The sequence below is a fragment of the Geobacillus sp. CAMR5420 genome (assembly GCF_000691465.1).
Lineage (GTDB): Bacteria > Bacillota > Bacilli > Bacillales > Anoxybacillaceae > Geobacillus > Geobacillus thermoleovorans.
Map to the genome: position 1 here is coordinate 1 of NZ_JHUS01000026.1, position 4,742 is coordinate 4,742.

At 40.5% G+C, this 4,742-nt stretch carries 2 protein-coding genes and 3 pseudogenes; 4 read left to right on the top strand and 1 reads right to left on the bottom strand.

From position 1 onward, the window contains the following. The 4 genes and pseudogenes from DI44_RS0117015 to mnmA all read left to right on the top strand — a co-directional run. Positions 1-1,032: pseudogene (locus DI44_RS0117015) on the top strand (ISL3 family transposase); the annotation flags it as partial. A 627-nt stretch (positions 1,033-1,659) separates the two neighbouring features. Continuing rightward, positions 1,660-1,782, top strand: a pseudogene (locus DI44_RS17855) (IS256 family transposase); the annotation flags it as partial. 394 nt (positions 1,783-2,176) lie between these two features. After that, a complete protein-coding gene (locus DI44_RS11350) occupies positions 2,177-2,587 on the top strand; it encodes an Rrf2 family transcriptional regulator (protein ID WP_033024993.1) in 411 nt (136 codons plus the stop codon). Positions 2,588-2,701: 114 nt separating this feature from the next. Then, on the top strand, positions 2,702-3,814 hold the full coding sequence (gene mnmA, locus DI44_RS11345) for a tRNA 2-thiouridine(34) synthase MnmA (protein ID WP_033024994.1): 1,113 nt from the start codon (positions 2,702-2,704) through the stop codon (positions 3,812-3,814). A 225-nt stretch (positions 3,815-4,039) separates the two neighbouring features. Here mnmA and DI44_RS0117020 read toward each other — a convergent pair. Further along, positions 4,040-4,742, bottom strand: a pseudogene (locus DI44_RS0117020) (IS982 family transposase); the annotation flags it as partial.

Here is a 4,742-nt window from a genome sequence, read left to right on the forward strand (position 1 = left end):
AGTACGGGATTTGGCGATTTTCCATCAACCGGTGTACTTGTTCGTAAAGGTAAAGCGCTATCGGTGCTGGAATTGTTCCCAAGTGTTTTCCGCCTCTTTGGAATCGATTCCACCCAATCAACACTACACCAATCGATTTTGTGAGTACTTGTATGAACTTTGCGAAGGCTCCACCATTCAAGAGGTTAGCCGAAAGCACCGCATCCCATATAAACATTGGAACGCATTTATTACTCCATCGCATCGAAAAAAGCAAAAGAGCGTCAAACAGCGATAGAAGCATCTTCTCAAGAAGGAATGGTGCTTAGTTTAGATGAAATCGCTGTAAAAAAGGGACATCAGTATGAAACTGTATTGATGGATGCCAGAGCCGGATCGGTCATGGGAATGCATGCCGATCGCCAATGTGACTCCGCCATCAACTTGTTGAGCCAAAATGTCCTGTCGAAAGAAATGGTGCAAACGGTGATTCTTGACATGTGGGAACCTTATCATAAGGCGGTTCGTACCCTGTTTCCATCTGCTTCGATTGTCATCGATAAGTACCATGTGGTTCAAAAAGTGACACAAGCCTTGGATCAAGCAAGAAAGGAATTTTCTCCATTGAAAAAGGCTCGATATCTTCTCTTAAAAGGATGTGAAAAGCTTCGTAAGGACCAACGGCTTCGATTAGACGATATCTTGGAGGAGTATCCGGCACTTTCCATTGCTTATTATCTGAAAGAGTTGTTTCGGGATTTTTACCGAACCGATGGATATAACGAAGCAAAGGAACGCTTGGAAGAATGGATTAAGTTAGCCAAACAGAGCCCTTTTGCTTCTTTTCAGGAAGCAGCCAACACGCTTGAAAGGTGGAAGGAGCCTATTCTTTCCTACTTTTTGTGCCCATATACAAATGCCCGGATCGAGGGGACGAATCACAAGATCAAAAACATCAAACGCCGGGCATATGGCTATCGAAATCTAGAACGGTTTCGTTTGCGTGTATTTCTGGAGTGTACAGGGAACACTACAGGTAGTCAGGCTGCTTAAGCGCTCCCTTCTTCCGCTATCGGTATGATAGTTGGTAGAATGGAACCCGTCAAGGAAAGCACTTGACTGTTTCCATTCTACCAACTTCGTGGTCTGTATGCGGAAGAAGGATCCTGACTGATGAACCTAGTCAGGCTGCTTAAGCGCTCCCTTCTTCCGCTATCGGTATGATAGTTGGTAGAATGGAACCCGTCAAGGAAAGCACTTGACTGTTTCCATTCTACCAACTTCGTGGTCTGTATGCGGAAGAAGGATCCTGACTGATGAACCTATTTCATCCAGCTAACATGTATCTAGGATTGAGTAGAAATCACAGAAAATGGTGAAGACCCCTAAATAAAAATCTAAATACTAGAAAAACTAAAGCGACAGAAACAAAAATAATAAGAACTGAAGAAGCCTGAAAAAAGAAATCACCAATTCCCATTTTCTATCCCCCCCATTTCTTGATTTAATTTACAATACATAAAGATTATAACATATTGAATTTAATTAATCGTTAATTTTTCTGATAAATCGATGATGTATAAAAGTTTGTGTAAAGCATTTTGCTAGAACAAAAGAAAAAAGGTAGGGTATTCTCTGATTTGGACCACAACACATTCCAGAGAAAGGAGAACCCTACCTATGTCTGAAAGTATACCGAATGTCGACTGGGCAAATCAACTGGAAAGTGTCATTCGTCAGTTTGTAAAGGAAAAATTAGAACTGATCATGCGGGAAGAAATCAAGAATTTCCTCGAAATAGAACACGATGTAATAAATTTAAAATATATTTCGAGTTGTTAACTCTGTAAAAAAGAATAAGGACACAAGAATTATAGCCCCTATTTTCATATTTACGATTAAGTATCAAAATTGGTGCAATAAATATATGCTATCTCCCATGGGAGAACGGAAATTCTTCTTTAATCTGTGGTGCCGCGAAGCGATGGGCTAATGGATAGTTTAGTTGAAAAAGGGGAGAATTGTACAAGGAAACAGAATATTACAAGTAAAAAGCTTTTGGGGGAAGTGTGAAGATGAAAATTGAAGATATATATAATGATTTACCAACACTCGAAACTGAAGGACTTTGGAAATTATTTGCAATTGACAATATCAACTGTAATCATTATTATTACAGTTAGGAGGAAGGTTCATTATGAATAGCGATTTTTCGATTGCCGTTCACTGCGTCACTTACCTGGCCCAAAAGCAAAGCCAACGAGTGACCAGTGAAGACATTGCCCAAAGTGTTTCTGTTCACCCAGCAAGATTAAGGAAAATTTTGAGCATATTAAGGAAAGAAAATATTATTACTTCTAAAGAAGGGGCAAAAGGCGGATTCTCTTTAAACGATTCACCGGAACATATTACGTTAGACAAAATATTTAAAATCACTAGTGAGGAAACGCTTGTACCGAAATGCCCTGATTCCAATGAGAATTGTCCAATAGGCAGAAATCTATCAAATATACTCATTCGCGTTTTTCACAATGCGGAAGAACACTTTTTAAATTATTTAAAAGGTGTAACGATCAAAGATATCATTGATGAAATCAATAGTAGTTAGGTTTTCATGCCTGAAACAAAAGTACGACTAATGTTTTTATGTTCGTTATGCTCCATCAATTTTTTTAAACATAACTGTAACAAAAAATATTTCAGTTTAAGAAGGTGAATAAGGTTGAAGAAAAAACGGGTTGTCGTTGGAATGTCGGGTGGGGTTGATTCCTCTGTGGCATCCTACCTTTTAAAACAAGAGGGGTATGACGTAATTGGTGTATTTATGAAAAATTGGGATGACACTAATGACGATGGTGTATGTACAGCAACGGAAGATTACGAAGATGTTAAGAGAGTTGCCAATCAACTTGGGATTCCTTACTATAGCGTGAACTTTGAAAAAGAATATTGGGATCGTGTATTTACGTACTTTATAGATGAGTTGAAACGGGGGCGAACACCAAATCCAGATGTTTTATGCAATACAGAAATTAAGTTTAAAGCGTTTGTTGACTACGCTCTTTCACTAGATGCTGATTATATCGCGACAGGCCATTACGCAAGAATCAACAGAGAAAAGGGCCAAATCGCCTTATTGCGTGGAAAAGATCCCAATAAAGATCAAACGTATTTTCTTAGCCAATTAACAGCAGAGCATTTGTCAAAAGTCCTGTTTCCTATTGGAGAATTAACGAAAGATGAAGTACGAAAAATCGCTCAAGAATTGAACCTTGTTAACGCCAATAAAAAAGATAGTACAGGAATCTGTTTTATTGGAGAAAGAAATTTCAAAAACTTTTTAAAGAATTATTTACCGGCACAGCCCGGAGAAATTCGTTCTCTAGATGGAGAAGTGCTAGGTACTCATGATGGGTTGATGTACTATACGATTGGCCAACGAAAAGGACTTGGAATCGGTGGAAAAGGAACAGGGGAACCTTGGTATGTCGTCGATAAAGATTTAGAAAACAACGTTTTACTCGTCGCTCAAGGTAAAAATCATCCTGCTCTGTTTTCTACCGGTCTTATTACATCGAACATCAGCTTTATTAACGGGGATGTTCGTCCACATACATTTGCATGTACAGCTAAATTCAGATACCGTCAAGAAGATCAGAAAGTAACCGTTCATATTCGTCCGAATGGAACGGCTTTTGTGGAATTCGAAAAACCAGTTAAAGCCGTTACTCCAGGACAAGTAGCGGTATTTTATGACAATGATGTTTGTCTTGGCAGTGCGATTATTGACGAAGTGATAAAAATGGATGCTTCAACTGCCACTGCGGCATCTTAAAACAATACACTATTTGACTATAGAATGACACCCTGTATGCACGCTATCTTGTCAGGAATAATAAGTGCTGTGATAAGGAATAAATCTCGGGGAATTTTATCGGCTATCGTACAAAGAGTAACTACAAAACATCATACTGAATCATCTTTAAGATATTTTATGTTTTGATGGAACGCTTTTCTAGATACAACGAAATTAAAAAAAACCCGTGGTGCTAGTTGAGCTTTAGCGCTCAACTAGCCCAAGTGTAACCAGGGAATAAGCTAACAATATACCGTCTAGTGCCACTTCAAATCCGATAATCGAATTGGCTCGGATCCCCGTGATGCGATAGTGGTCAACCAGAACCGAGAACACCGTCTCGATCACTTTGCGTTTTTGTTGGATCCACTGCTCCCATGTCTCAGACGCACGATGTTTCTGGTTTTTTCGAGACGGAGTCCAAAGCGCCATTTGGTATTCTTCGTACAGCCTTTTTTGCAAGTCACGGCTAATGAATCCTTTGTCCCCAAAGTTATACGGGTGGGGAATTTGGGTCATCACGCTTTCGGCTGCGATTCGATCGTGGCAAGATGCTTCCGTCACCACATACCCCATTGGCAGCCCTTGATCGGTCACTTGAAGGTGCAGCTTCAACGTACCATTGCTTTTTGGAAGCGCAATACCCGATGTCGGCGATCTCTTGAAACCGTTTGACGCGATGCATTCTTGCCGTATGGCACAATGGGAGCGGCAAGCTGTCCACGACGGCATAGGCATGATGTTGGCCACGTTTTGCCAGCTCATGGCGGATCCATTTGATAGCGAAGCCAAGCGCCCGGCAGCGGCGGTTATACCGGGAACGTTCGAGAAACGAGCCGTTTGTGAACAAATTTCCCGTGACAAAACGATGCCACGCCCGTTCAGAAGTAAAACCGAGCAGCTTTCC

Excerpts from the sequence above, each read along its gene's own strand:
- DI44_RS11350 (WP_033024993.1), top strand. The coding sequence starts at position 2,177 with ATGAATAGCGATTTTTCGATTGCCGTTCACTGCGTCACTTACCTGGCC.